24 protein-coding genes are annotated in these 25,702 nt (G+C 73.1%); 20 read left to right on the forward strand and 4 right to left on the reverse strand.

What is annotated here, in order from left to right:
• Nucleotides 1-78 precede the first annotated feature (78 nt).
• From ABGA98_RS23495 to ABGA98_RS23535, 9 genes are all read left to right on the forward strand, one after another.
• Complete coding sequence (locus ABGA98_RS23495) at nucleotides 79-504, forward strand: MarR family winged helix-turn-helix transcriptional regulator (protein WP_347620881.1); 426 nt, start codon at nucleotides 79-81, stop codon at nucleotides 502-504.
• Nucleotides 505-957: 453 nt separating this feature from the next.
• The gene (locus ABGA98_RS23500) at nucleotides 958-1,674 is read left to right on the forward strand and encodes a VOC family protein (RefSeq protein ID WP_347620538.1); all 717 of its coding nucleotides are present in this window, start codon (nucleotides 958-960) and stop codon (nucleotides 1,672-1,674) included.
• A 29-nt stretch (nucleotides 1,675-1,703) separates the two neighbouring features.
• Nucleotides 1,704-2,984 carry an MFS transporter gene (locus ABGA98_RS23505; protein ID WP_347620539.1) on the forward strand — a complete coding sequence of 427 codons (1,281 nt, stop codon included), beginning with the start codon at nucleotides 1,704-1,706 and terminating at the stop codon, nucleotides 2,982-2,984.
• A gap of 31 nt (nucleotides 2,985-3,015) precedes the next feature.
• Nucleotides 3,016-4,062 (forward strand): FAD-dependent monooxygenase, encoded by a 1,047-nt coding sequence (locus tag ABGA98_RS23510; protein ID WP_347620540.1) that lies wholly within the window; start codon nucleotides 3,016-3,018, stop codon nucleotides 4,060-4,062.
• A 211-nt stretch (nucleotides 4,063-4,273) separates the two neighbouring features.
• Entirely contained in the window at nucleotides 4,274-4,966 is a 693-nt protein-coding gene (locus ABGA98_RS23515) for a hypothetical protein (RefSeq protein WP_347620541.1), read from the forward strand.
• Between the two features lie 152 nt (nucleotides 4,967-5,118).
• Complete coding sequence (locus tag ABGA98_RS23520) at nucleotides 5,119-5,781, forward strand: ATP-binding cassette domain-containing protein (protein WP_347620542.1); 663 nt, start codon at nucleotides 5,119-5,121, stop codon at nucleotides 5,779-5,781.
• Between the two features lie 67 nt (nucleotides 5,782-5,848).
• Nucleotides 5,849-6,715 (forward strand): ATP-binding cassette domain-containing protein, encoded by an 867-nt coding sequence (locus ABGA98_RS23525; protein WP_347620543.1) that lies wholly within the window; start codon nucleotides 5,849-5,851, stop codon nucleotides 6,713-6,715.
• Complete coding sequence (locus ABGA98_RS23530) at nucleotides 6,712-9,696, forward strand: FtsX-like permease family protein (protein WP_347620544.1); 2,985 nt, start codon at nucleotides 6,712-6,714, stop codon at nucleotides 9,694-9,696. Before ABGA98_RS23525 ends, ABGA98_RS23530 begins: the two co-directional genes overlap by 4 nt.
• Before the next feature lie 329 nt (nucleotides 9,697-10,025).
• The gene (locus ABGA98_RS23535) at nucleotides 10,026-10,244 is read left to right on the forward strand and encodes a hypothetical protein (protein ID WP_347620545.1); all 219 of its coding nucleotides are present in this window, start codon (nucleotides 10,026-10,028) and stop codon (nucleotides 10,242-10,244) included.
• 98 nt (nucleotides 10,245-10,342) lie between these two features.
• On the opposite strand, the gene ABGA98_RS23540 is transcribed toward ABGA98_RS23535, so the two are convergent.
• On the reverse strand, nucleotides 10,343-10,696 hold the full coding sequence (locus ABGA98_RS23540) for a hypothetical protein (protein WP_347620546.1): 354 nt from the start codon (nucleotides 10,694-10,696) through the stop codon (nucleotides 10,343-10,345).
• Nucleotides 10,697-10,960: 264 nt separating this feature from the next.
• Between ABGA98_RS23540 and ABGA98_RS23545 the strand changes: the two genes are divergently transcribed.
• From ABGA98_RS23545 to ABGA98_RS23575, 7 genes are all read left to right on the forward strand, one after another.
• Complete coding sequence (locus tag ABGA98_RS23545) at nucleotides 10,961-12,154, forward strand: FAD-dependent oxidoreductase (protein ID WP_347620547.1); 1,194 nt, start codon at nucleotides 10,961-10,963, stop codon at nucleotides 12,152-12,154.
• Nucleotides 12,155-12,259: 105 nt separating this feature from the next.
• Nucleotides 12,260-13,183, forward strand: coding sequence for an RNA polymerase sigma-70 factor (locus tag ABGA98_RS23550; RefSeq protein ID WP_347620548.1), 924 nt, complete (start codon nucleotides 12,260-12,262; stop codon nucleotides 13,181-13,183).
• An 88-nt stretch (nucleotides 13,184-13,271) separates the two neighbouring features.
• Nucleotides 13,272-14,498, forward strand: a complete 1,227-nt coding sequence (locus ABGA98_RS23555) for a cytochrome P450 (RefSeq protein ID WP_347620549.1) — start codon at nucleotides 13,272-13,274, stop codon at nucleotides 14,496-14,498.
• Between the two features lie 328 nt (nucleotides 14,499-14,826).
• Entirely contained in the window at nucleotides 14,827-15,192 is a 366-nt protein-coding gene (locus ABGA98_RS23560) for a hypothetical protein (RefSeq protein ID WP_347620550.1), read from the forward strand.
• 88 nt (nucleotides 15,193-15,280) lie between these two features.
• On the forward strand, nucleotides 15,281-15,727 hold the full coding sequence (locus tag ABGA98_RS23565; RefSeq protein ID WP_347620551.1) for a DUF2690 domain-containing protein: 447 nt from the start codon (nucleotides 15,281-15,283) through the stop codon (nucleotides 15,725-15,727).
• Between the two features lie 121 nt (nucleotides 15,728-15,848).
• Nucleotides 15,849-16,979, forward strand: a complete 1,131-nt coding sequence (locus ABGA98_RS23570; RefSeq protein ID WP_347620552.1) for a histidine kinase — start codon at nucleotides 15,849-15,851, stop codon at nucleotides 16,977-16,979.
• The gene (locus tag ABGA98_RS23575; protein ID WP_347620553.1) at nucleotides 16,967-17,620 is read left to right on the forward strand and encodes a response regulator transcription factor; all 654 of its coding nucleotides are present in this window, start codon (nucleotides 16,967-16,969) and stop codon (nucleotides 17,618-17,620) included. Before ABGA98_RS23570 ends, ABGA98_RS23575 begins: the two co-directional genes overlap by 13 nt.
• A 15-nt stretch (nucleotides 17,621-17,635) precedes the next feature.
• Here the strand turns inward: ABGA98_RS23575 and ABGA98_RS23580 are convergent, their stop codons facing one another.
• Nucleotides 17,636-18,292 carry an alpha/beta hydrolase gene (locus tag ABGA98_RS23580; protein ID WP_347620554.1) on the reverse strand — a complete coding sequence of 219 codons (657 nt, stop codon included), beginning with the start codon at nucleotides 18,290-18,292 and terminating at the stop codon, nucleotides 17,636-17,638.
• A 305-nt stretch (nucleotides 18,293-18,597) separates the two neighbouring features.
• Here ABGA98_RS23580 and ABGA98_RS23585 point away from each other — a divergent pair, with 305 nt between their 5' ends.
• The 4 genes from ABGA98_RS23585 to ABGA98_RS23600 all read left to right on the forward strand — a co-directional run bounded on the left by ABGA98_RS23585 (nucleotide 18,598) and on the right by ABGA98_RS23600 (nucleotide 23,083).
• Complete coding sequence (locus ABGA98_RS23585; RefSeq protein ID WP_347620555.1) at nucleotides 18,598-20,247, forward strand: ABC-F family ATP-binding cassette domain-containing protein; 1,650 nt, start codon at nucleotides 18,598-18,600, stop codon at nucleotides 20,245-20,247.
• 129 nt (nucleotides 20,248-20,376) lie between these two features.
• Nucleotides 20,377-20,982 (forward strand): urea carboxylase-associated family protein, encoded by a 606-nt coding sequence (locus tag ABGA98_RS23590; protein WP_347620556.1) that lies wholly within the window; start codon nucleotides 20,377-20,379, stop codon nucleotides 20,980-20,982.
• Nucleotides 20,983-20,993: 11 nt separating this feature from the next.
• The gene (locus ABGA98_RS23595) at nucleotides 20,994-22,121 is read left to right on the forward strand and encodes an NADH:flavin oxidoreductase (RefSeq protein WP_347620557.1); all 1,128 of its coding nucleotides are present in this window, start codon (nucleotides 20,994-20,996) and stop codon (nucleotides 22,119-22,121) included.
• Nucleotides 22,122-22,195: 74 nt separating this feature from the next.
• Nucleotides 22,196-23,083, forward strand: a complete 888-nt coding sequence (locus ABGA98_RS23600) for a polysaccharide deacetylase (RefSeq protein WP_347620558.1) — start codon at nucleotides 22,196-22,198, stop codon at nucleotides 23,081-23,083.
• Nucleotides 23,084-23,085: 2 nt separating this feature from the next.
• On the opposite strand, the gene ABGA98_RS23605 is transcribed toward ABGA98_RS23600, so the two are convergent.
• Together ABGA98_RS23605 and ABGA98_RS23610 are read right to left on the reverse strand one after the other, a co-directional pair.
• Nucleotides 23,086-24,645, reverse strand: a complete 1,560-nt coding sequence (locus ABGA98_RS23605; RefSeq protein ID WP_347620559.1) for a PucR family transcriptional regulator ligand-binding domain-containing protein — start codon at nucleotides 24,643-24,645, stop codon at nucleotides 23,086-23,088.
• A gap of 30 nt (nucleotides 24,646-24,675) precedes the next feature.
• Entirely contained in the window at nucleotides 24,676-25,674 is a 999-nt protein-coding gene (locus ABGA98_RS23610; RefSeq protein ID WP_347620560.1) for a hypothetical protein, read from the reverse strand.
• Between the last annotated feature and the right edge of the window lie 28 nt (nucleotides 25,675-25,702).

Here is a 25,702-nt window from a genome sequence, read left to right on the forward strand (position 1 = left end):
ACGACACATCCGCCAGCGAGTCAGAGGGACCACTCGATGCCCACGGACGGCCCGACCGTCGATCAAGGCGTGCGAGAGATGATCCTGCTGATGCCGCGGCTCATCGCGCGCTCCAAGCGCATCCCGGTTCCCGAGCAACTGCAGGACTTCGCGCTCACGCCGCGCCACCTGTCGCTGCTGGCTCTCCTGCTGCACGACGGCCCGGCCACGGTCAAGGCGCTGGCGGGACGGCTGGAGGTCGCCTCGACGACGGTCAGCCTCATGGTCGGCGACCTGAGCCGCAAGGGCATCCTCGCCCGGACCGAGGACGAGCGCGACCGGCGGCGGACCATCGTCAGCATCACCGACGAACACCGTGAGGCGATCGAGGGCTGGCTGGCCGCGGGTGCGGACGCGTGGCGGACCGCGCTGGAGCCCCTGGCCCCCTCGGAGCGGCAACTGGTCATCGACGCGCTGCTCACCTATGAGCGCGAGACGATGAGGCGCACCCGCCAGCCCGACTGACCGGCGTCCGCCGGACTCGGCCCTCACCCGATCTCCACCACCGCAGGAAGCCGGGCCTGAGAGCGCGCGAGACGCGGGGAGGCGGTGCGGGGTCCCACGGGTGTGGCGCTGCGACGAGGCTGGACGGTGGCGGGCTACCCGGTGCGTACCGTCGTCGCCCGGGTGGACGGGCGCGCGCGGTACATCCGTCCGGCGGAGGCCGGAGTCGTGCCGGCGGACCCCTTCAGGCCGAGGCCGTGCTCCGCCCCGAACAGCATCAGCAGGGGCCGCCCTCCGATTCGCGACTGAAACGGAACCCTTTTCCGGAAATATATGGAACGGTGTTCCGATTGGCGTGCCCGCCAACGGCGTCCGGGAAACCTATGGGTGCGTTGACAGCGCGCCGGAGCGACATTAGGTTTGCTTGCAAATCTGATTTGCTTTTGGTTTCATCGGATCATCTGGAGGCCCCACGTGCCTGTGTACGATCTCGACCACGTCACCCTCGGCGTACGTCACCTTTACGAGAGCGCGGAACGGTTGCGCCGCGAAACCGGGCTGCGCAGCCACGAGGGAGGGTGGCTGCAGGTCATGCCCACCGCTCACCGGGTCATCCCGCTGCCCGGCGACGCCTTCATCAACGTCGAGTCGGTCATCGACCACTACGCCGAGCTGCCCCCGGGGGTCGGTGCGTTCCGCACCTGGTTCGAGCAGACCACCCGGAAGGCCGACCACTGGATGACGTGGAACCTGCGGGCGAGCAGCTACGCCGACCTCGAGGAGGTGGCACGCCGCCTCGGCGGGGAGGTGGTGACCTCCCAGGGCGCCCAGCACCCCGACGGATCGTCCGCGACGACGGTCATGGCGCCCGGCGACGCCGGGATGACCTGGGCGCGCGGGCTGCCGAACTGGTACTACCACGAGGACATGAGCCGGCACCCGGCGCGCACTGCGCCGATGACGCACGAGCGTCCCCTGGTCGCGGTCGCCTGGCTCGAGATCGGCAACGACCCCGCCGAGGTCGAGGAGCACCTCGGCAAGGAGACCTTCGACGCGCTGCCGCTGCGGTTCGTCTCCGGCGGTCCCGGCCTGCACGGCGTGGGCCTGCGCACCGAGGACGGGGAGGAGATCGCCGTCCGCGCCGCCTCGGGAGCGGCCGGCCTCGCCGAGTTCGCCGCCCGCGCGAGCTGACGGGAAGCGGACTGGAAAGGTGATGCCGCGTGGCCTGGCTGCGCACGTTCTGGCGGGGGCTGCCGATCGAGGGGCGGTGGCTGCTCGCGATCATCGCCGTGCAGACGCTCGGGCGCGGCCTCACGCTCCCCTTCACGATCATCTACCTGCGTGAGGTCCGCGGGTTCGACCTCGGCGTCGCCGGCGCGCTGATGTCGCTGGTCGCGATCGCCGGATTCGTCGTCACCGCCCCGAGCGGCTCGCTGGTGGACCGGTACGGCACCCGCGCTGTCCTGATCGGCGGGCAGAGCGCCATGATGGCCGGCAGCGCGCTGCTCGCGTTCGCCACCGGCCCATGGACGGCGGCCGTCGCGCTCGTCCTGATCGGGCTCAACTTCGGTGTGGCGCTCCCCGCCTTCAACACGCTGATCGCGGCGGTCGTCGACGGGGACGTGCGGCAACGGTTCTTCGGCGTGCACTTCGCGCTCATGAACGCCGGCATCGGCGTGGGAGGCGTCGTCGGCGGGTTGTTCGTCGACGTGGACGTCCCGGCCACGTTCACCACGATCTACCTCGCCGAGGCCGCCGCCGCCCTGGCGCCGATCATGGTGCTGCTGGGACCGCTCAGTAACGTGCGCGGGCCCGCCGGGCGCGACCCGGGACCGCGTACGGCGGCGCCCGGCTACCGTGCCATCCTCAGGCGGCCGCCGGTGCGCTGGCTCGCCGCGCTCACCTTCACCGGGGTCCTCGTGGGGTACGGCCAGTTCCAGGCCGGCGTCCCCAGCTTCGCGCGAGAGGTGGCCGGCGTCTCCACCAGTGCCATCGGCGTCGCGTACGCGGTCAACACCGCGATGATCGTCGTCCTGCAACTGCCGGTGCTCGCGCGGATCAGCGGCCGCCGCCGCACCAGGGTGATGATCGTGATGGCGGGTTCGTGGGCCGGGGCGTGGCTGCTGCTCGGCGCCGCGGGGTCCGGGCTCGGCCCGGCGGTCGCGATCGCCGGGCTGCTGGCCTTCATGGCGGTGTTCGCCTTCGGCGAGACCCTGCTGCAGCCCACGGTTCCGGCGGTCACCAACGACCTGGCCACCGACGACGCCCGCGGCCGGTACAACGCGCTCAACGCGGCGGCGTTCAACGGCGGGGCGATGGCCGCGCCGGCGCTCGCCGGCCTGCTGCTGGGCCTCGACCTGGCCGCCGCGTACGTCGGCCTGATGGTCGTGGGGTGCCTGGCGCTCTGTGCCATGGCGCTCGCCCTGGAGAGAAGGATCCCGCCAGCGGCCAACGGGGTCACCGCGGCCGTGGATGAGCAGAGCAGGAGCACCGGCGCGTGAGCCGGGTGGCCGACCATAGGACTGTGATCGAATGAAACGAGCTGTCATCGTCGGCGCCGGCGTCGGCGGGCTGACGACCGCGATCGCCCTGCGCGCGATCGGCTGGAAGGTCTCCGTCTACGAGCGGTGGCCCGAAGTCGTCGCCGAAGGGACCGCGCTCGGCATCCAGCCGGGCGCCCAGGCCGGGCTGGCGAGCCTGGGGCTGGGAGAGGACCTGCACGAGCGCACCGTCCCCTACAGGCAGGCCCAGGTCCGCAGACCTGACGGCAGGCGCCTGGCCGACCTGCCCCTGGAACGCATCGAACGGCGCACGGGGACACCGGTCCGCATGTTGTCACGAGCCTCGCTGATCGAGATGTTGCTGCGGCAGGTGGACCCCGCGACGATCAGTACCGGCGTGGAGATCACCGACCCCTCCGCCCTGCGTGTCTGCCACGACCTGGTGATCGGCGCCGACGGGGTGCGCAGCGCCGTACGCCGGACGTTCTTCGGCGATGCGACCCAGCCGCGCTACGCGGGCATCGTCGCGTGGCGCGGCGTGATCAAGGGGTACGAGCCCCGGCACTACGGCGAGACCTGGGGCCACGGGCAGATGTTCGGGATGACGCCGCAGGCCCCGGGGGTGACCAACTGGTACGCGGCCGTACGGACCCCTGGAGGGAACAACGAGAGCCTCGACGACCTGCGTGCCCGCTTCGCGGACTGGCACGATCCCATTCCCTGGGTGCTGGCGGAGGCCGACGACGGGGCCGTGCTGCGGCACGAGGTCCACGAACTGGCGCCGCCGCCGGCCTCGTACGTGAAGGGAAACGTGGCGCTGATCGGCGACGCGGCCCACGCGATGGCGCCGGCCCTGGGACAGGGGGCCTGCCAGGCGCTGCTCGACGCGATCGAACTCGCCGACCGCCTGCACGCCTCTGCGGGCGACGTGCCGGGGGCTCTGCGTGCCTACGACGCCCGCAGGCGCCCGGCCGCCCAGCGCATCGTCACCGCGTCGCGCTGGATGACCCGCCTGGCCGTCGCCGGCCGCCTGACGGGAGCGCCGCGCGACCTCCTGATGCGCCTGCTGCCCGCCTGACAACGGTGCCGCCGGCGCCCGGCCATCGCCCCGGCGCCGCGCGGCTCATCTACGCGGCTCATCTACGCGGCTCACCCACGGCCGCCTGCCGCCGGCGTTGCGGGTCGTCGCGAGGCCGGCGGTGCGGACCTGCGCGGAAGACGCTGGGTTAAACAATCGTGGAGCCTGTGCCATCGACGTTCGCCGTACGGATGAGTGAAGATCGTTTGCCATGTTCATCACCCATGACCCCGCGGTCCTGCGACGGGCGCTGGCAGGCGTTCTGACCATGGCCGCCGCCCTCACGGTCTCCGGCTGCGGCGCGCTCCAGCCTTCGGCCGAGAACCGGGCACAGGCGCAGGCTCCGGCGCGCGAGTCGGCGGCACCTGCCGAGACGGAGGAGAGCGAGCCGGCCCCCCAGGAGAGCACGGAGCAGGAGAGCACGGAGCAGAAGAGCACGGAGCAGGAGACCGGGCGGACGAACGCGGAGACCACCGCGGCGGGCACGCGGCTCAAGCTCGGCGAGCGCGCGGTGGTCCCGTTCAGGAAGGGCACGATCGGCGTCACCGTGACCGCGGTGGAGAAGGGCGACCCGGCCGACCTCGTACGCGAACGCGGCCAGCGGGCCAAGGGCATCACCCCCTACTACATCCGCTTCACCGTCGAGAACGTGGACGGCACCGACCACTCCTACTCGTCGGGCCCCAGCCTGTCGCTGGTGACCGCGGACGGCAGCGGCACCGGCGCGATCGTCACCGGCGGCATGCCCGGCTGCGAGCGCGAGAGCGCGCCCAGGGACTTCTCCACGGCCGGAGCGACCTTCACGTCCTGCAGACTGGGCGGCGCCAGGACCGGCATCGCGATCGCCGGCGCCAAGTTCGACGATGACGACTACCGCGACAAGCCCGTCGTCTGGCGGCGCTGAGCGGGCTCGGAGAGCTTTCCGGCTCACCGGCCGATCCCCGGAGCCGTACGGCCCGGCGCGTGGAGGCGGGGGCGACGTGGCCGACTCGCAACCCGGTCGCGTCCTCCTCGCCGTTGACGTGGATCACCGGTCGGGAGGATGATCCGCGGGTGGTGCCCGGACCGACACTCGCCTGCCGCGCACTCAGCTGCCGGGCGGGCGGGCGCACGATCGTCGAAGACCTCACCCTCGAACTGGACCGAGCTGAGCGCGTGGCGCTGATGGGCCCGTCGGGGTCCGGCAAGACCACGTTGCTGACCACGCTGGCCGGGCTGCTCCCGCCCGCCGCGGGCCGGGTCCTGGTGGGCGGCGTGCCCCTCGACGAGCAGCCGGAGCTGAGGGCCGGGCTGGCGCTGGTGTTCCAGTCGTACGGGTTGCTCAGCCTGCTCACGGCGGCCGAGAACGTCGAGGTGGCGCTCAGGGCGTCGGGGCGGACGCCGCGCGAGGCGCTTCGCCTGGCGTCGGAGGCGCTGGAGCGGCTGCGGGTGTCGAAGTTCGCCGACCACCTGGTCGAGGAGCTGTCCGGCGGGCAGCAGCAGCGCGTCGCGGTGGCCAGGGCGCTGGCGTTGCGGCCCCAGGTGCTGCTGGCCGACGAGCCGACGGCCGAGCAGGACGAGACGCACCGCGCGCTCGTGCTGGACGAGCTGCTCGCGGCGACGGACGGCGGCACCACGCTGGTGATCGCCACGCACGACCCCGAGGTGGCCGAGCGCTGCGACCGGGTGATCGAGCTGCGCGCCCGGGCCCACCGCCGGCAGTCCAGGAGCACCCTGTGAGCGCGGCGGGCGCCCATGAGCCGTGCCCGTCCATGAGCCGCGACCGCGGCACCCGGGAGAGCCGCACATGAGCGTCATCAGGTGTGACGGGATCGTGCAGATCTACAAGGCGCAGGACGTCGAGGTCGTCGCGTTGCGCGACGTGGACCTGACGATCGAGGCGGGCGAGACGGTCGCCCTGCTCGGCCCTTCGGGCGCGGGCAAGTCGACGCTGCTGTGGCTGCTGGCCGGGCTGCTGCGCCCGAGCGCGGGCCGCCTGTGGCTGGACGGCACCGACGTGGGGCGGCTCGACCAGCGCAGGCTCGACCGGCTGCGGGCGGCGCACGTCGGCATGATGTTGCAGAACCCGGCACGCAACCTCATCGGCTACCTCTCCGCCGCCCAGAACATCGCCTTCGCCCAGCGCGCCGTCGGACGTGCCCGCCGCGGCGCCCGCCCCGGCCCCAGCGCCGGCTCTTCCGCCCGCCGCTCCGCCCGCCGGCGTGCCCGCGAGTTGCTGGCCCGGGTGGGGCTGGCGGACGCGGGCGACCGGCCGGCCGGGCGGATGTCCGGCGGCGAGCAGCAGCGCCTCGCCCTGGCCGTGGCGCTGGCCAACGCGCCCAGGCTGCTGCTGGCCGACGAGCCCACCAGCCAGCTCGACGAGGAGTCGGGCACACGGGTGATCGAGCTCATCAAGGACGTCGCCGCGGCCGACGGCACGACCGCGGTCGTGGTCACGCACGACCCCGCGGTGAGCGAGGCGCTGAGCCGTACGGTGACGATCAGGGACGGCCGGGTCGGCGCGGAGGGCAGGCGCGGCGAGGACTTCGTGGTCGTCGGCAGGGAGGGCGCCGTCCAGGTGCCGCCCGAGTACCACCACCTGCTGCCGCCCGGTTCCATGGCGCGGATCGAGGAGCTCGACGACGGCATCGCGCTCAGGAGGGCGGAGCCGTGATCCTGCGCGGCCTCTGGGAACGCCGTACGCTCTCGCTGGTCGTCCTGCTGATCGCGATCGTGCCGATCGCGTCGGCGGCGGTGGGGCCGATCTACTCGGCGGCCGCCCGCACGACGATCGCCAGGGACGCGGTGAAGGCGGCGCCGCTGGAGGGGCGCGGCTGGCGGTACACGACCACCCAGGGCGGCATCGAGGCCAAGGTGGCGGCGTTCACCGCGGGCGCGGACTTCACCGGCCCGCCGGTGCTCGGGATGGAGGCGAGCAGCGGCCGGCCGGGTGACCGGCGCGCGTTCTCGCTGGTCTGGCAGGACGGGCAGTGCCGGCACCTGCCGCTGGTCGAGGGCCGCTGCCCGGACGCGGCCAAGGAGGTGATGGCCAGCCAGGCGTCGGGGTTCAAGGTGGGGGAGAAGATCAGGCTGTCGGCCGTGGTGGACGTCGAGTACACCCCCACCGGGCGGAAGCCGGCGTCGCTCACCGTGGTCGGGATCTACCGGCCGGGGCCGGCCGGCGACCCGTTCTGGTTCGGCAGGACGTTGTTCTCCCCTTCGGGCGAGCCGAGCCAGGACAAGGCCGACGCGCTGTTCACCGTGCCGGAGACCCGGCTGGAGACGTACAACATCTCCGGCGGGCAGGGGGAGGAGGGCGGCTGGACCGACTACGCCATCGTCTCCATCGTCGCGGACCGGCTGGAGGGGACCGACCTCCCGAAACTCGCCGCGATGCAGGCCACCGCCGAGTCCACGGGCCGCAACTCGGGCGACATCGTGTTCTCCCGGGTGGCCGACACGGTCAGGGCCGTGACCGCTGGCGCCGGCGCGCTGGGCGTGCCGACGCTCCTGGTGATCGCGCAGGTGGTGGCGCTCGGCTGGATGTTGCTCTTCCAGACCGTGGGCGACCTGGTCAGGGCGCGTGGCGCGGAGATCGCGCTGGCCCGGCTGCGTGGACACGGGCGGGCGCGGGTGTGGCTGTTCGCGCTCGCCGAGCCGCTGCTGCTGCTCGCCGCCGCCGTGCCGCTCGGGCTGCTGCCCGGGCACGCCGCGGCGGGCGTGATGATCGGCGCGCTGCTGCCCGCGGGCATCCCGGTGACCTTCCCGCCGGAAGCGGCGCTGGCCGGCGTCGCGGCGATGCTGGGCGGCGTGCTCGCGGCGGCGATGGCCGCCTGGCGTACGGCGACGCGGCCGGTCACCGAGGAGTGGCGGCGCACGCCCCGCCGTACGGCCCGCGGCTGGGTGCTGGACGCCGTGGTCCTCGCGGTCACCGCGGTGGGCCTGGTCGAGCTGCTGGCCACCGGCCTGATCACGGACGTGTCGGGGCGGAGCTCGGGCGCGCTGGCGGTGCCCGGGCTGGTCGCGCTGGGCGTGGCGCTGCTGGCCGCCCGGGCGCTGCCGGTGCTGACCAGGCGGCTGTTCGGGGTCACCAGGCGGCGCGGCGGGCTCGGGCCGTTCCTGGCGCTGCGGCAGGTGGCCAGGGGACCGGTGGCCGCGGGCAGCGTGATCGTGCTGGGAGCGGCGTTCGGGCTGGCCACGTTCGCGGTGTCGGCGTGGAGCGCCACGTCGGGCGACTACGCGGAGACGGCGCGCTTCCACAACGGCGCGGCCACCGCGATCACGGTCCGGCCGGTCGAGCCGAGCAAGCTGATCGAGGCCGTGGCCGCCGCCGACCCCGGCGGCGAGACCGCCACGCCGGTCATCAAGGTGCCGGGTCCGCCGCAGCTGATCGCCACGGACCCCCGGCGGCTGGCCGCCGTGGGCGCGGCCTGGCGGCCCGAGCTGGCGGCCGGCGCGTCCCTGGCCCAGGCCGCCGCCAAGCTGCCGACCCCGGACGAGCCGCGGGTGTGGGTGCGCGGCGACAGGTTCCGCGCCGAGGTGGTGCACGACCGGCCGCCCAAGGGCTGGACGATGAAGCTGTTCGTCACGTTCCGGGTGCCCGGCCAGCTGCGGCCCGCCCAGCTCCCGCTCGGCGACCTCGCCGGACGCTCCGGCGTGCACGAATGGAACCTGCCGCCGGCCTGCCGGCAGGTTCGGTGCGAGCTGCGCGCCTTCCGCGGGCAGCCGCTCCCGCCCGAGCAGTTCGAGGAGCCCGCGTTCGTACGGGTGACCGTCACCGGGATGGCGGTACGCGAGCAGGGCCGCTGGCGTTCCCTGGCCATGCCGCGCTGGGATGCCGATCCGGGCCGGCGCGACGGCACGTTCGCGATCACCATGGTCGGCAACCAGACGCTGCGCCCCGCCACGTACGACCAGCGGCCGCCGGCCGTCGCGGTCGGGGACATCGGCACCCGGGTGGTGCCGGGGCTCGACAACGCCTACGCCGGCCCGGTGCGCACCGTCGTCGCGTCCGCCGCCGCGCCCGGCCTGACCGACGCGGGCGTCCTGATGAACCTGGAGCAGGCCGACCGGATGTCGTACGGCGTGCACGAGAAGGCCGCGTACCAGGTGTGGACCGGCCTGACCGACACGGCGGCGCTGGAGCGCGAGCTGGAGCGGCAGGGGTTGTCGGTGGTGTCGCGGCGGCACGTGGCCGGCCTGACGGCGTCGTTCGCCGGGCAAGGGCCGGGGCTGGCGCTGTTGCTGCTGCTGGCGTCCGCGCTGACGGCGGCGGCGCTGGCGCTCGGACGCACCGTGCTCGCGCTCTACACCTCGGCCAGGAGGCGCGGGTACGAGCTGGCCGCGCTGGAGGCGTCCGGCGCCAAGGTGGCGGCGCTGCGGGTGGCGCTCCTGCTGGAGCAGGTGATCACGATTGCGGCGGGCACCCTGGCCGGGCTGCTGGCGGGACTGGTGGCGGCGCGGGTGGCGCTCGGCAGGATCCCGCAGTTCACCTCGCCGCCCGTCACGCCGCCGCTGCCGCACGAGGTGGCGGCGGTGCCCGTCGCCCTCGTCGCCGGCGCCGCCCTCCTGGTCAGCCTGCTGGCCGCGGTGGTCGTGTCGGAGCTGCTGCTGCGCGGCATCCGCGTGGAGCGCCTGCGCGAGACCCCCACCTGACGGCCGGCCCGTGCCGCTCCACGACGTCGAGTTCGGCCGCGTTCCCGGAGGGCCGAGGGGTCGGCGCCCCGGCTGCGCCCCCGCCGCCGACGTGTGAGGCACGCCGGCCCGGCCTCGCGCGCGCCGGCGTACCGGTATCGCCTGGCGGTGGTGGCTGCCGCCGCGGATAACGTTCCGCGAACGTTCATCATGCGCTTCAGCGCCCAGGACTACCGAAACAGGGCCCTACTAGTAGGAAGAATCCAGCGAGCACGAAGGTAACCACCCAGGTTGACGGAGAGCGAGACTCGCAGGCCAAGGCGAACGACAACCCCAACTTCCAGGTCGCGGTGACGCAACTGCGCGCCCAGCAGCCGTCGGCGGCCACGTCGGGCTGCCTCCTCGGCGTCATGCCCGAGGCCAGGAAGGCGGCCGAGGTCGGCCTCGAGCAGGCCGTGCCCGCCGGGGCGGGGCAGGAGCCGCGTACCCCGGCCGAGCAGGCGATGCAGAACGCCGCCGCCACGCTGCAGGCGCCCATCCAGAAGTACAACGCCAACGTCGAGCAGTGACGGCAGGTGCGGGCGTCCACCGCGGGACGCCCGCCCCCAGGCTCAGCGGCCGTCCGGGCACCCGCGGCGCGCGGCCGGGGCGCCGCGGGTGCCACCCGTCATCGGGCCGTCCTTTCGGCGTGCGGGGCGGTCAGGGCCCGGAAGTAGTCGTGCACGGCCGCGAGGTCGGCGCTGTCACCCCGGTAGCCGACGTACTTGTCCGGGCGGATGAGGTAGAGGCTGCGCCGGCGCACGCCGTAGCGGTTGTGCGCCTGGCTGCGCGGGTCCGCGGCGACGCCGCCGGTCAGGCCGTGTGGCAGGTGGCCGCGCGTGATGAGGTGGGCTTCGCCGTACCCGGCCATCGCCGCGCACGCCGCGGATCGCCAGGCCTCCAGGGCGTCGGGGTCGGTGGTGTCGGCGGCGAACAGCAGCAGGTGATGCCCGGGTCCGCGCAGCAGGTGTCGCAGCGCCACCGGGCCGTCGCGTCTTTCGAGGTGGACGACCTGCGCGCCAGGGACTTCTCCCGGCGGCAGCACCGGTCCCACGCGGTGGCCCCCGTGCTGCTGGCGCTGCTCACCGGCGCGACCACGATCGTGCTGCTGACGACTTCATGACGAGCACCGGCCGGGATGCCGCGGCGTGACCGAGCTCCCTGAGTGATCTGCCTCACACCAGGTCACAACGGGGGAGCGGGCGGTGTCCTATGCCCGAACCGCTGTTCGGGATGAAGGAGCACCATGACCGAGAACGCCCGGGTCGTTGTGATCGGCGGCGGATACGCCGGCGTCCTGGCCGCCAACCGCCTCACGCAGCGCGACGACGTGACGGTGAGTCTGATCAACCCGCGTCCGAGCTTCGTCGAGCGGATCCGCCTGCACCAGCTGGTGGGCGGGTCCCACAGCGCGGTCGCCGACTACCGGGACGTTCTGGCGGAGAAGGTCGGTCTGGTGGTCGACACCGTGACCCGGATCGACGCGGCCGGGCGCCGCGTGATGCTGGCGAGCGGCGACACGGCCGGTTACGACTACCTGATCTACGCGGTGGGCAGCGGCAGCGCCGACCCGCGTGTGCCGGGAGCGGCCGAGTTCGCCTACCCGATCGCCAGTCTCGAGGAGGCGCGGCGGCTGCGGGAGAACCTCGGCGCCGCGCCCGCCACGGCCGCGATCACCGTGGTGGGGGCCGGCCCGACCGGCATCGAGACCGCCGCCGAACTGGCGGAGGCCGGCCGCGCCGTGACCCTGGTGTGCGGCGGGGCGCTCGGCCCCGACCTGCACCAGCGGGGGCGGCGCTCCGTCGCCAAGCACCTGGCCAAGCTCCGCGTCACCGTGCTCGACGGCCCCGGCACGACGGTTACGGCCGTGACCGGTGACGCCGTGCGGCTCGGCGACGGTCGCGAACTGCCGAGCGACGTGACCATCTGGACGGCCGGCTTCGGCGTGCCCGACCTGGCCGTACGCAGCGGGCTGAGCACCGACGCCCTGGGCCGGCTGCGTACGGACGAGACGTTGACCAGCGTGGACGACGTGCGCATCGTCGCGGCCGGCGACGCGGCGGCGCCGTCGGACCTGCCGTTCCGGATGAGCTGCCAGGCCGCCGTCCAGCTGGGCCCGCACGCCGCCGACACGGTGCTCAGCCGGATCGCGGGCGAGCGTCCCGCGCCCCTGGCCATGGCGCTCGTCTCGCAGTGCATCAGCCTGGGACGCCGGGCCGGCATCATGCAGCTCACCCACAGGAACGACGTCGCGATGGGCCTGCACATCGGCGGCCGCCCCGGCGCGATGATCAAGGAGTCGATCTGCAAGGGCATCCTCTGGCAGCTGGGGAACCAGGCACGCAGGCCCGGTTCGCTGGACTTCCCGGCCTGGGCCAAGGACGCCAGGCGCGGGCAGGCACTCCGGGCCAGGCGCGGCGAGGCGACGGTCACCCGCTGACCGGTCCCGTTCCCGGCCACCGGGGCGGCCGGACGGCTACCAGCGAAAGGACCTTACCGTGGTGAACAGGCGCGAAGGCCTGCCGCGACGGAGAGGAGTCGAGACATGAGCGACCACACCACTGATCCGGCGACCGAAGTTTTCGTCGCCCATCGCAATCTGCTCTTCACCGTCGCCTACGAGATGCTCGGGTCGGTGGCCGACGCAGAAGACGTCCTCCAGGAGACCTGGCTGCGCTGGATGAAAGCCGACCTCGGTCAGGTGCGCGACCAGCGCGCCTACCTGGTCAGGATCACGACCCGGCAGTCGCTCAACCGGCTGCGCACGATGACGCGCCGCAAGGAGGCCTACGTCGGTCCCTGGCTGCCCGAACCGCTGCTCACCGCGCCGGACGTGGCCGACGACGCCGAGCTTGCCGAGAGCGTGTCGATGGCGCTCATGCTCGTGCTCGACACGCTCTCGCCGACCGAGCGCGCCGTGTTCGTGCTGCGCGAGGCCTTCGACGTTGGCTACGACGAGATCGCGGCCGCCGTCGGCAAGAGCCCCGTGGCCGTCCGCCAGATCGCCCACCGCGCCCGCCTGCACGTCAGCGCGCGGCGCCCGCGCGAGGCGGTCCCTCCCAGCATGACCCGGGCGGCTCTGGCGTCGTTCCAGCGCGCGGTCGAGACCGGGGACCTGCAGGGTCTGCTCGACGTGCTCGCCCCTGAGGTCGTCCTGGTAGCCGACGGCGGCGGGATCAAGCAGGCCGCGCTGCAGCAGGTCGTCGGCGCCTGGAAGGTGAGCCGCCTGATCGTCGGCGGCATCGGCAGGTACGACGGCACGGTCACCGCCGCTCCCACCGTGGTCAACGGCAACCCGGCGCTCGTCCTGCGCCTGGACGGCGAGCTCGACGGCGTGCTGGCGATCAGCGTCGAGGACGCCGCCGGGGAGGGGGCCGAGGAGGAGGCCCGCATCACCGGCCTCTACTACGTCCGCAACCCCGAGAAGCTGACCCGCGTCCAGTCCGAGACGTTGCTCACCCGGCGATGAACACCGGCCCGCACCTGACGCCGGCGAGCGAGCAGGCGCTCGTCCTGCCCGCCGGACCCAACCCGATCCAACTCCTGAGAGGTCATCGATGACGAAGGACACAACGGGCGCTCTCGCCGGCGTGAAGCTGCCGGTCGAGCGGGGCTGCCCGTTCGCGCCGCCCGCCGCCTACGAAGGGCTGCGCGAGCAGGCGCCGATCAGCAAGGTCCGGCTGGTGAACGACGCCGAGGCGTGGTGGGTGTCCGGGCACGCGGAGGGCCGAGCCGTTCTCGCCGACCGCCGTTTCTCCTCCGACCGGCGCAAGGACGGTTTCCCGAACCTCAACGTCGACGCGGCGACCCTGCGCCGGCTCCGCAGCCAGCCGCCGCTGATGGTCGGCATGGACGGCGCGGAACACGCCGCGGCCCGGCGCCCGTTGATCAGCGAGTTCACCGTGAGGCGGCTGGCCGCGCTGCGCCCGCGGATCCAGGACATCGTCGACCGCTTCATCGACGACATGCTCGCCACCGAGCAGCGCCCGGTCGACCTGGTGCAGGCGCTGTCGCTGCCGGTGCCGTCCCTGGTGATCTGCGAACTGCTCGGCGCACCCTACGCAGACCACGACTACTTCCAGAGCCGCACCGCCGTGGCCGTGCGCCGGACCTCGTCGCCGGAGGAGCGGCAGCGGGCCTTCCTCGAACTGCGCGCCTACCTCGGCGAACTGGTCACCCGCAAGGAGTCCGAGCCCGGCGACGACCTGCTCAGCCGGCAGATCGCCCGGCAACGCCAGGACGGCGCCGTCGACCACGCGGCCCTGACCAGCATGGCCTTCCTGCTGCTGACCGCCGGGCACGAGACCACGGCGAACATGATCTCGCTCGGCGTGATCGGGCTGCTCACCCACCCGGAACAGCTGGACCTGATCAGAACCGATCCGGCCCGGACACCCATGGCCGTGGAGGAACTGCTGCGCTACTTCACCATCACCGACACGGTCACCTCCCGGGTGGCCACCGAGAACGTGCGGATCGGCGGGGCGGACATCCAGGCCGGCGAGGGCGTCGTCATCTCGAGCCTGTCGGCCGACTGGGACCCCGCCGTGTTCGAGGACCCGGCCGTCCTGGACGTCGGACGCGAGGCCCGCCACCATCTCGCCTTCGGCTTCGGCCCGCACCAGTGCCTCGGCCAGAACCTGGCCAGGATGGAGCTGCAGATCGTCTTCGACACGTTGTTCCGCCGCATCCCCACGCTGCGGCTCGCCGTGCCGGTCGAGGAGCTGCCCCTCAAGGCCGAGTCCATCATCTACGGCGCCCACGAGCTCCCGGTCACCTGGTGAGGCGCCGGCGCCGCGCGGGCCGGTCGCCCGTATCGACGCGTGCGGCGCCAACGGGAATTACACCCGGGTAACGCGTTCTCGGCCGTCATGAGCAAGTGCTCATTGTTTTCCCAATAAGCCCTCATCAGGCCGCCGAGCTGCGGTTTCATTGTCCAAGCCGGGCGGCTGGACAATGTTTGGACAATTCTCAGACGAATGGCGGTTGCCGCCGCCCGAAAGGGCCCGGCATAGTCGGAACCGTTCCCCCCCTCCGCTCCGGTCCGGTGCTTACTTCTGTGCTGCGCCGTACTGGCGCGTTTCTTTTTTCGTGGAAAGAAAGGATGAGAAGGTGAGCGGAAAGAAACCGGCCCTGGCCCTGGCGGGCTGCGGCGCCGCACTGGCGCTGCTGTCCGCGCCCGCCACGGCGGGGACGGTCACCACCGTGCCGGCCGCCGCCCAGGCAGCCGAACGGGACAGCACCGCCTGCATCAAGCCCCGCGGGAAGAAGACCAACTACTCCTGGACGAACGGCAACTCCTCCACGACGGTCTACTTCAACAACCACTGCTCCCATCGGGTGTACGCCGAGTTGCACTTCAAGGGCCCCGCGGGGACGAGGACGGAGTGCCTCGCCACGAACGGCGGAACCAAGGGCAAGAAGAAGTTCCGCAAGGGCCTGGCCGAGGACCTCACCGACATCAGCAGGGACTGCTGATCGCCGGGCGCCGCCATCCCCGGCGACCCCGCACCCCGGCAACCTCGGGCGACCACGCCCGCCTCACCATAAAAGGAGTCGATCCGACATGAAGATCCACGTAGCAGCGGCCGCGGTGTCCGTCACGGCGGTCTCGACGCTCCTGCTGGCCGCGGGACCAGCCAACGCCCACCCGTACGACGGGAAGGACCCCTACCGGAGCGGGTGCGCCGCCTCCAAGGTGTACACCGGCGAGAAGGCCTCGCTGAAGAACGAGATCGGTGACAGCCTGGGCACGATCCGGCTCTACTACTCCCGAAAGTGCGGCACCAACTGGGGCGAGGCGAGGGTGTCCAAGCACGCGACCGGCCAGATCACGGTCTTCACGAGCTCCAGGAGCAGGTCCTTCACCTACCGCGCGGGCAACGGCGGGCACCACTGGGGCAACATGGTCTACGCCCCGAGCGGCGTCTGCGCCAAGGCCTCGGGCACCGTGACCAACGGGATCGGCCGCGTCAACAAGGGCAGCGGCACCACGGGCAAGGCCTGCGACTGAGACACCTGCCGTGGGGCGGGCGTCTTCAGCGCCGCGCCAGTCCCGTTTCCCTCCACCGGTGGGGCGCGGGTCCGACTTTGGTAGGTGATGGCTCCGCCGTGCCGGAGATTAGCCTGGGCCGGTGACCGAGACTCGACCCCCGCACCTGGCCGCGGTCGCCGGCGTGCTCGTCGTGATGGGCGCGCTGACCGCGGTGTCGTTGTGGAGCCTGGCAGGCCGGCCCACCTGGGGGCTGGACCTCGCTCTCGCGGCGGTGAGCCTGGGCGCGGCGCTCGCCCAGCTGCGGTGGCCGGTCTCCGGGGCGCTGGCCGCCACCCTCCTGGCCACGCTCTCCCCGGTGGCCACGCCCGTGGCTTCGATGGGGGCGCTGCAGGTGGCCCAGCGCAGGCGCTTCCCGACCGCGGCAGCCGTGACGGGCGCGGGCATCGCGGCCCACGTGGTCCAAGGGCTGTGGCGGCCGAACTCGGGCATCTCCTTCGGCTGGTGGCTGCTGCTGATCTGCGTCGCCTACGGCGCGCTGCTCGGCTGGGGCGCGTTCGCCCGCTCCCGCCGCGCCCTGCTGGAGTCCCTGCGCGAACGCGCCCACCGCGCCGAGGCCGAGCAGGGCCGGCGGATCGCCGAGGCGCGCATGGCCGAACGCCGCCGGCTCGCCAGAGACATGCACGACGTGCTGGCCCACCGCCTCACCCTGGTGGCCACCCACGCGGGGGCCCTGGAATTCCGCCCCGACTCCTCCCCTGAACAGCGCGCCCGGGCCGCCGGGGTGATCCGCGCCGGCGTGCACCAGGCGCTGGAGGAGCTGCGCCAGGTGATCAACCTGCTCCGCGAGCAGGACGACCAGTCGGACGAGCTGCAACCCCGGCCGGACCTGGCCGACCTGCCCGGCCTGATCACCGACGCACGGCAGGCCGACCAGGCGGTACGGCTCCACGAGGAGGTCACCGACGTCGGCGCCCTGCCGGCGGCCGCGTCGCAGACCGCGTACCGCGTCGTGCAGGAAGGGCTGACCAACGCCCGCAAACACGCCCCGGGCCAGCCGATCGAGGTGCTGCTGCGCGGCACCCCCGGCACGCCCCTGCTGATCGAGATGCGCAATGCGCTGCCCCCGGCGGGCGCGGCCCCCGTCGTGCCGGGCAGCGGGCTCGGCCTGGTCGGGCTCACCGAGCGGGTACGCCTGGCCGGCGGGCAGCTGGACCACCAGAGCACCGGGGGCGAGTTCCGGCTTCAGGCCCGGCTACCATGGCCCGCGTGATCCGGGTGCTCCTGGTGGACGACGACGCCCTGGTCCGCGCCGGGCTGTCCATGATGCTCGACGGCGCGGCCGGCATCTCCGTCGTGGCCGAGGCGGGCGACGGCCAGGAGGCCATCGCCGCGACCGACGCCCACGCCCCCGACGTCGTCCTGATGGACCTGCGCATGCCCCGCGTGGACGGCATCACCGCGACCCGCCGGCTGCGCGCCCGCGCCCGCCCGCCCGAGGTGATCGTGCTGACCACGTTCGACACCGACGAGAACGTCCTGCACGCGCTCCGTGCGGGGGCCGCCGGATTCCTGCTCAAGGACACCCCGCCACCGCAGATCGTGGAAGCGATCACCCGGGTCTCGGCAGGCGACCCGATCCTGTCCCCGGGCATCACCAGGCGGTTGATGGACCGCACGGTCGCCCAGGCCGGGGCGTACGAGCGGGCCCGCGCCGCGCTGGCCGTCCTCACGCCGCGCGAGCAGGAGGTGGCGGTGGCGATCGGCCAGGGCAGGACGAACGCCGACATCGCCGCCGACCTCGCCATGGGCATCACGACGGTGAAGGCCCACGTCTCCAGCATCCTGACCAAGCTCGACCTGGGCAACCGCACCCAGATCGCGCTCCTCGCCCACGACGCGGGCCTCACCTGACCGGAGCGCGCGGCCTCACGGCCGGACCTGGACCAGATAGCCGGCCAGCTCGGCCGGGCGTGACAACATCACCATGTGGCTGCCGGGCATCTCGTCCGGGGTGATGCCGAGCCGCTCCTCGACGTGGCGGCGCACGAAGCCGGGCGGGAAGAAGCGGTCGTCGCGGCAGAGCAGATATCGCGTCGGGACGTCCGGCCAGGCGGCCAGCGGCCAGGGCTCGCCACACGCCCGCTCCATGCTCATCGTCTCGGCGAGCGCGCCGTCGTGGGCCAGCACCCGCTCGGCCAGCTCGCGCGGAACGTCGTGCAGGTAGAGCTCGTGGACGTCGTCGATGTCCGGCGAGACCCAGCCGCTGCGTTCCCACCAGTCGTCCGGCGCCTCACCCGGGCTCGGGATCATGGCGGTCACCAGCACGAGCGCCGAGGCTTCTGTACGCGCGCAGACGAGCGGGCCCACGAGACCGCCCCACGAGTGAGCCACCACCACGAGGGGCCGCCGCTCGCCGGCCGCCCGGACGACGGCGTCCGCGTAGTCCCACAGCCCTGCCCGCGGATCGGACATGGGCAGGTCCACCGCGATCGTGTCATGACCGCGGTCGCGGAGCTCGGCTTCGACCAGGTGCCAGTCGAAGGCGCTGCCACCGCCGCCGTGGATGAGAACGAAGGTTGTCATGACCGTGATGACCGGCGGCGGCGCGGAAACTCATCGTCCGGGCGGCATGCGATCGGCGCCTGGTGGCTCCCACGGTTGCTCGTACGGGTTCCGGCGGCTGCTATGGTGTTGGGCACTTGTGACCGGACGAGGAGACCAGACGTGGCAGGTGACGACGACATCTCCGGGTGATACCGGAGAGTGACGGGCCCCGGCAGGCGCCATGACCGCCGCCGATGTGGCCCTGGTCGTCGTTCCCTGATTCCTGTCCCGTTCCGCCGGGCGGCTTTCGGCGCGCCCCGCGCATCCCCACGAGGTCCCTCTCCATGTCCGACGCGTTCATCATCGTCTCCAACCTGTCCTTCTCCTGGCCCGACGACACCCCCGTCTTCACCGGCCTGTCCTTCACCGTGGCCGCCGGCCGTACGGGCCTGGTCGCCCCGAACGGCGCGGGCAAGAGCACGCTGCTCAAGCTGATCGCCGGCGAGCACCGGCCCCAGGGCGGCGGCGTGTCCGTCGAGGGCGTGCTCGGTTACCTGCCGCAGACCCTGACCATCTCGGCGCCTTCCTCGGGGCCCACCTCGGGCGACCCGACCGTGGCCGAGGTGCTCGGCATCGCCCCCGTCATCGCCGCGCTGGACGCCATCGAGTCGGGCGACGCGAGCGAGGAGCACTTCGCCACCATCGGCAACGACTGGGACATCGAGGAGCGCACCCGGGCCCAGCTCGACCGGCTCGGCCTCGGGGGCCTCGCGTTCGACCGGTCCCTGCGAACGCTGAGCGGCGGCCAGGTGGTGTCGCTCGGCCTGGCCGCGCAGTTCCTCAGGCGGCCGGACGTCCTGCTGCTGGACGAGCCCACGAACAACCTCGACCTCGATGCGCGCCGCAGGCTCTACGACGTGCTGGGGGAGTGGAACGGCTGTCTGCTCGTGGTCAGCCACGACCGGGCCCTGCTCGACCGCATGGACCGCATCGCCGAGCTGGAGCAGGGCGAGGTCCGCTTCTACGGGGGCGACTTCACGGCGTACGAAGAGGCCGTACGCACGCAGCAGGAGGCCGCCGAGCGGACCGTGCGCAGCGCCGAGCAGGAGCTGAAGCGCGAGAAGCGGGAGTTGCAGCAGGCCCGCGAGCGGGCCGACCGCCGGGCGAGCAACGCCGCCCGCAACCTCAAGAACGCCGGCCTGCCGAGGATCTTCGCGGGAAACATGAAGCGCGGCGCCCAGGAGTCGGCCGGGCGGGCAGGCCAGACCCACCTCGCCCGCGTCAGCGACGCCAGGGCCCGGCTCGAGGAGGCGGGCCGTGCCGTGCGCGACGACCAGCGGATCGCGCTGCAACTGCCCGGGACCAACGTGCCCGCGGGGCGCACGGTCTTCCTCGGCCAACGCCTGCAGGCGCGCGGCCTGTTCGCCGAGCCCGGCGTCGACCTGGAGATCCGCGGGCCCGAGCGCATCGCGCTGATCGGCCCCAACGGCGCGGGCAAGTCCACGCTGCTGCGCATGATCAGCGGTGAGCTGGAGCCGGACGACGGCACTGTCAGGCGGGCCGGCGGCCGGGTCGCCTACCTGTCGCAGCGGCTCGACCTGCTCGACGTCGAGCGCACCGTGGCCGAGAACCTGTCGGCGTTCGCCTCCGGCATGCAGGAGTCCGAACGGATGAACCTGCTCGCCCGCTTCCTGTTCCGGGGCTCGCGCGCCCACCTGCCCGTCGGGGTGCTCTCGGGCGGCGAACGCCTGCGCGCCACGCTGGCCTGCGTGTTGTGCGCGGACGAGGCTCCCCAGCTCCTGCTGCTGGACGAGCCCACGAACAACCTCGACCTGGTCAGCGTCGGCCAGCTGGAGAGCGCGCTCGGCGCGTACGAAGGGGCCTTCGTGGTGGTCAGCCACGACGAGCGGTTCCTCGCGGAGGTCAACGTGGGCCGCTGGCTGGAGCTGTCGGGCGGCCGGCTGGTGGAGCGCGGCGGGCCCGCCCGCGAGTGACGGTCGCCTGCGGTGCCGGGGTGTCCTTCCCGTGGCCGAGGTTCCGCGGTGGAGGTTCATCCATCGGTGGGGCTGGACATGGTGGGAACCTCCATGGTGCGGCCGGGTGCCGGCTGGTTGTCTGGGGCCATGCGAGTCATCGTGCCCGCCGCTGAAGGGCGGGCGGTAAAGGTCGGCGCCGGTCAGCGCGTACGCGTCACCGACCTCGAAGGAGGCCAGGTGGGCGACCTGTTCGCGTTCGCCGCCGATGACACGACCGAGCAGCTCAGCGCGTCCCACACGCGGGCCGCCACCAGCCGCCTGTTCCCGGCGGTGGGCGAGCAGTTCGTGACCGATCGGCGCAGGCCGATTCTCACCCTGGTGGGCGACACCTCGCCGGGCGTGCACGACATGCTCATCGCGGCCTGCGACCCCGCGCGCTACCGGGCCCTGGGGGTGACCGGATTCCATGCCTCGTGCGCGGACAACCTGCGCCGGAGCCTGGCCGCGCTGGGCCTGGAGAGTCCGCGCACTCCGCAGCCGGTCAACCTGTTCATGAGGATCCCGGTGTCGGGCGACGGCCGGCTGAGCTGGCTGACCGCGATCAGCCGCCCGGGTGACGCGATCACGTTCGAGGCGGTCGTGGACTGCGTCCTCGTCGTCTCCGCCTGCCCTCAGGACCTGGTGGAGATCAACGGCCACCGGCCGACGCCGCTGGCGATCGATCTCCTCAGCGACCACGACCCACGAGCCTAGGAACCAGTGAAATGAACGATGTCCAGCACCCCGCCCTGCGTCCCGAGACCATCGGCGAGCTGAGCCTGGCCAACCGGCTGGCGGTCTCGCCCATGACCAGGGTGTCGGCCGCCTCCGACGGCACGCCGACGGAGGAGATGGCCGACTATTACGCGGCGTTCGCCCGCGGCGGGTTCGCCCTCGTCGTGACCGAGGGGACCTACACCGACACCCGGTACAGCCAGGGGTACCTCAACCAGCCCGGCATGGTCAGCGACGGCCACGAGGCCGGCTGGCGGGAGATCGCGGACAGGGTGCGCGCCGCCGGCGCGGCCTTCGTGCTCCAGCTGATGCACGCGGGCGCGCTGTCGCAGGGCAACCGCTACCGTGACGACACGATGGCGCCGTCGGCGGTGCCGCCGCGCGGTGAGAAGATGCCCGAGTACGGCGGCCACGGGCCCTGGTCCACGCCCCGCCCGATGCGCCAGGACGACATCGACCTGGCGGTGCGGGGCTTCGTGGACTCAGCCGTCCGCGCCGAGCGGGCCGGCTTCGACGGAGTCGAGGTGCACGGCGCCAACGGCTACCTGATCGACCAGTTCCTGACCGACTACACCAACACCCGTGACGACCGATACGGTGGCGGGGTCTCCCGCCGGGTACGACTGGCAGCAGAGATCGTCTCCGCCATCCGCGCGGAAGTCGGCCCGCGTTTCTGCGTGGGCATCCGGTTGTCCCAGGGCAAGGTCAACGATCACACCCACCGGTGGGCGGGCGGAGCGAGGGACGCGGAGATCATCTTCGCGGCGCTCGCCGAGGCGGGCGCGAGCTACCTGCACATCGCCAGCGAAGGACGCGACTGGGTGGAGACGGCGACCCTGGACGGGGGAATGACGATCACGGGCCTGGCCAGGAAGGTGACCGGGCTGCCGGTGCTGGCGAACGGCGGCATGCACGACGCCGACCAGGCGGCCACGGTGCTGGCGGACGGCCACGCCGACGTGCTGGCCCTGGGCCGGGGCGCGCTCGCGAACCCGGACTTCCCGCGGCGCCTGGCTCGCGGCCTGCCCATGGCGGACTTCGACCACCGCATGCTCCAGCCGATGGCGACGCTGAACAACGCCCGGCTGTGGCGACCGGCGGCCGGGGCGACGGTTTGAGCGGGGCCTCGCGGTCCGGTGGCCGGGACGACGGTTCGAGCCCGCCCTCGGGGTCCGGTGTCCAGGGTGCCGGTTTGAGCGGGGCTTCGCGGTCCGGTGGCCGGGGCTGGCGTGAGGGGTTCGCCGCGGTGGTCACGCTGACCTTCGACGTGGACGCCGAGACGCCCGTGCTGGCGCGGGGCCGCCGTTACGCCGGCCACGCGAGCACGATGTCCCATCAGGCGTACGGGCCCGAGGTCGGCCTGCCGCGCATCCTGGACCTGCTCGACGAGGTGTCCGTGCCGGCCACGTTCTTCGTGCCCGGCTGGGTGGCCGAGCACCGTCCGTGGCTGGCGCCGTCGATCGCCGGGCGGGGCCATGAGGTGGCGCACCACTCCTACAGCCACCGCCCGCCCACGTCGATGACGGCCGAGGAGGAGCGCGCCGACTTCGAGCGGGCGCTGGCCGTCTTCGACCGCCAGGGCATCGAGATCCGGGGGCATCGGGCCGCCCTGTGGGAGGCGTCCTGGCAGACCGGCGACCTGGTCGCGGAGCACGGGCTGCGCTACGACTCCTCCCTCATGGGCGACGACCGGCCGTACAAGGTGGAGACGGCGGCGGGCGAGATCGTCGAGTTGCCCGTCCACTGGTCGCTCGACGACTGGGAGCAGTACGCGTTCCTGCCGGCTCCGCACGTCGGCTCGGTCATCGAGTCCCCGGCGAAGGTGCTGGAGCTGTGGCGGGCCGAGCTGGACGGGATGCGCCACTACGGCGGCCTGTTCAACCTGTGCGTGCATCCGTTCCTGTCGGGGCGGCCGGGGCGGGCCCTGGCGCTGCGACGGTTCCTGGAGTACGCGCGAAGCCGCGCCGACGTGTCGTTCGCCCGCTGCCGCGACGTCGCGGAGTCGGCCGCCGCGGACGCCGGGCTGGCCGTGCGCCGCCCCCGGCCGCCCGAGGCCTCGCCGGACGTCTACCCGGACTGAGCTCAGTCCATCGCGTCGATGGTCAGCGCCAGGAACAGGTCGACCCGGTCCTCGGTGCGTCCCACGTCCCTGCCGGTGAGCTCGGTGATCTTGGCCAGGCGGTTGCGCAGGGTGTTGACGTGGACATGCAGCGCCGTGGCCGTGGCCGCCCACTGCCCGTCGTGATCGAGGAACGTGCGCAGCGTCAGCTCCAGGTCGCCGCCCCGCCGTGCGTCGTGGTCCTTCAGCGGCCCGAGGAGCCCGGCGGAGAACCGGCGGGACGTCTCCGCGTCGAGCAGCCCGAGGAGCAGCCGGTGCGTGCCCAGCTCCGAGAAGGCCCGCACGCGGGGGCCGGTACGGGCGCGCAGGAGCACGCGGCAGGCCTCCCTGGACTGCAGGAGGGCGGGCCGCAGCTCGGCCGCCTGCGAGGCGATGCCGCCCAGCCCCGCGACCGGGCGCAGGCCGGGGAAGCGCCGCTCGACGCCGCGCACCAGACGCTGCGCGAACGGCGGCAACCCGTGTTCCGGATGGCGCCACGGCAGTACGGCGACGACGTCCTGCGTGCCGCCGGCGACCACCACCGGCACGCCTTCGGCGGCGAAGAACTCCCCGATCGCCTCGGCGAGCCCGTGCATCGTCGCGGTCTCGTGCTGCGCGAACGCCACGGCGCACACGGCCAGCGGGCCACCGGGGTCAACGCCGAAGGCGCGCAGCCTGCCGGGCACCTCGGCGGCCCGGCTGCCCCCTGACAGGATCATCTCCAGGAGCTCGCTGGCGAAGCGCATCTCGATCGCCTGCACGGCCTGCTGCTTGGCGACCTCCAGGCTCAGGAACCTGGCCGCCTGCTCCAGCCCCTCCCGCTCGGCCGAGGCGAGCCGGCGCAGGGGCCGCAGGCAGATGAGGGCGGCGTCGATGTCGCCGACGGCGCCCACAGGGAAGAGCGCGGCACGCCCCGCGTCCCCCAGCTCCACCTCCAGGGCCGGCGGACGTTTGGCCAGCCCCGTGGCGACGGCGTGCAGCTGGTCGGCGTCGAGGTCGGCGCCGACCGCCGCGAGCGAGCGGGCCATCCTGTCGACCACCGCGAGGGGCAGGTCGTAGTCACGCCGCAGAACGTCGAGCACCCCGTGGGCGCCGGCTCCCCGGGAGATCGCCGTGGCGAGCGCGTCGCCCCGGCGTACCATGCCGACCAGCGCCTGCTTCCGCTCGTCGGCCAGCATGTCGGCGACGGCCTGGGAGACCGCTGTGAACGGCACCTCGATGGAGATCTCCAGCAGCGGCAGCTCCGCTTCCCGGCAGGCCTCGACCAGGTCCGGGGGCGTGGCGGGCAGCTCGGCGCGCAGGCCGAAGACGATGCCGCTGCCCCTGGCCCCCTTGACGCTCCTGACGAACCGCGCGGACGGCACCCGGTCGAGCCACAGGCCGTTCGTCAGCACCAGCTCCCCCTCGCGCACGTAGGGAGACGGGTCGGGCAGCTCGGTGTTGTGCACCCAGGCGACCGGCTCGTCCATCGCGCCCGGCCTGCCCGTGACCAGCACGGTGAGGTGGAGGGACGGACGATCCGCCAGCGAACGAAGGGTGAACACGGTGTGACTATATCCAGGAGAACAAGGCGTTCATGGAGATCCCTCCATGGACGCGGAGGCTCGCTCCCGGCGTGCGAGCCGCGGTGAGCGCAGCCGGGCCGCGGCCACGGCGAGCAGCACGACGGCGGCCAGCGCGAAGGCGGTGTTCCCCGCCAGGTCGATCGCCGGTTCCACGGGTGTGGCGGGAGGTTGCGGGAAGCCGTGCCAGGCGTAGGTGAGCACACCGCCGGCCGCCAGCGCGAACGTCTGGACGGGCCCCCACCCGGGCCGCCGGGACCAGCGGGTCACCAGAGTGCAGACCGTGGCGTACACGACGAGGTTGACGGCCACGACGGGCCACGCGCCGAGCGTGTCGAGAGCCAGGGCCGCCAGCCAGAACACCGCCCCGGCCGCCAGGGAGAAGCCGAGCACCGGCCACGGACCGGGAGCCCGCCCCTGAACCCCGACGGCCCGGCCGCGGCGGCGCAGGGCGAGGAGGACCAGCAGCCCGGCCAGGACGACGACGGCGGCGGCCTGCGCGATGGAGGGCTCGTAGGCCGGGTCGAACAGGGCGGTGGCCACCGCCCCGAACCCGAACAGGAGCCCGGCGGTCACCAGCCCGGGAAGGCGGAGCCACGGCTCCGTCGCCCTGGCCGGCACGAAGGACTCCATGATGGCGATGGGGACGCAGATGCTGCCCACGGCGTGCACGCCGCCCAGCACGAAGCTCACCCACCAGGCGCTCACCTCCAGACCGGGGATCCACGCGTACGAGGTGAGGTCCATCCCGGCGTAGCCGGGGTCGAAGAGGGAACGGGTGGCCAGGCCCTCCTCCACGAGACCGTAGGCGACGGCGAGCAGGACGATGCCCGGCCAGCCGGCGCCCCGGCGCCTGGCCAGCTCACGGACGAGCAGCGCGCCGCCCCCGTACAGCGGGGCCAGCGTGATCAGCGCGACCAGCATGGTGACGGGCAGGTTGCCCAGCAGGAACTCGCCGATCAGCGGCGACAACAAGAAGAGCCCGAGTGCGGGCGCGATACGTTTTCCCATGCCCCCAGCCTCGCGAGGCCTGGGGTGC

The organism is Nonomuraea sp. B1E8 (genome assembly GCF_039871515.1).
Taxonomy (GTDB): Bacteria; Actinomycetota; Actinomycetes; order Streptosporangiales; family Streptosporangiaceae; genus Nonomuraea.